This window comes from Mesorhizobium sp. M7A.F.Ca.ET.027.03.2.1, from assembly GCF_003999175.1.
Lineage (GTDB): Bacteria > Pseudomonadota > Alphaproteobacteria > Rhizobiales > Rhizobiaceae > Mesorhizobium.
In genome coordinates, this window is record NZ_RZOM01001421.1 from 1 (window position 1) to 1,194 (window position 1,194).

A 1,194-nucleotide genomic window follows, 5' to 3' on the forward strand; every position below is an offset into this window, starting at 1 on the left:
GCGTGCGGCCCTTCATCAGCGCTTCCGACTGCGCCAGGCAGTTGGCGAGCAGCAGATCGTGCTGATGCTTGAGATCGGGCTCGTGGCCGACGGCCGCGGCGAGGAATTCGACCGGGATGAAATCGGTGCCCTGGTGCAGCAGCTGGAAGAAGGCATGCTGGCCGTTGGTGCCAGGCTCACCCCAGACCAGCGGTCCGGTCGGCGTCGTCACCTCTGTGCCTTCGAGGGTGACGCTCTTGCCGTTCGATTCCATGTCGAGCTGCTGCAGATAGGCCGGCAGCCTGGACAGGCGCTGGTCATACGGGATAACGGCGCGCGCCGGGTAACCGCAGATGACGCGATGCCACCAGCCGACCAGTCCAAGCAGCGCCGGCAGGTTCTCCTGGACCGGCGCGGTGCGGAAATGCTCGTCCATCTCGTGCGCGCCATCGAGGAAGGCGCGAAAATTCCGCGGCCCGACAGCAATCATCACCGGCAGGCCGATGGCGCCCCAGAGCGAATAGCGGCCGCCGACCCAATCCCAGAAGCCGAAGACGCGATCCGGCGCGATGCCGAACTTGGCCACCAGGTCGAGTGCGGTGGAGACGGCGGCGAAATGCTTGCCGACCGCTTCCTTACCCAGTGCTTCCTGCACCCATTTCCGAGCGGTTTCGGCGTTGGTCATCGTTTCGACGGTGGTGAAGGTCTTGGAAGCGATGATGAAAAGCGTGGTTTCGGCGGAGAGGCCCTTCAGTGTGTCGTGGATATGGGCGCCGTCGATGTTGGAAACGTAATGTGCGCGCGGCCCGTCATGATAGGGCGCCAGCGCCAGCGTCGCCATGGCCGGGCCGAGATCGGAACCGCCGATGCCGATGTTGACGATGTCGGTGATCTTCTTGCCGGTGGCGCCAGCCGCCTTGCCCGAGCGCACGGCATCGGCAAAGGCGCCCATGGCGTCGAGCACGGCGATGACGTCAGCCTTGACGTCCTGGCCATCGACGGTGACGCCCTTGCCGGTCAGGTTGCGCAGCGCCGTGTGCAGCACGGCACGGTCCTCGGTGACGTTGATCTTCTTGCCGGCGAACATGGCGGCGCGGCGGCCTTCGAGATCGGCGGCCTGGGCGAGCTTCTCCAGCAGCTCCATGGTGGTCGCGTCGACCGCGCATTTAGACCAGTCGAGCAGCAGATCGCCGTCGGCAGCGGAGAATTCCACGA

Annotated in this window: 1 protein-coding gene; it reads right to left on the reverse strand. The window is 65.5% G+C overall.

The genetic code is table 11. The annotated features are described in order from the left end of the window. A partial coding sequence (gene pgi / locus EN750_RS35235) for a glucose-6-phosphate isomerase (RefSeq protein WP_127399342.1) occupies positions 1–1,194 on the reverse strand: 1,194 nt, incomplete at both ends.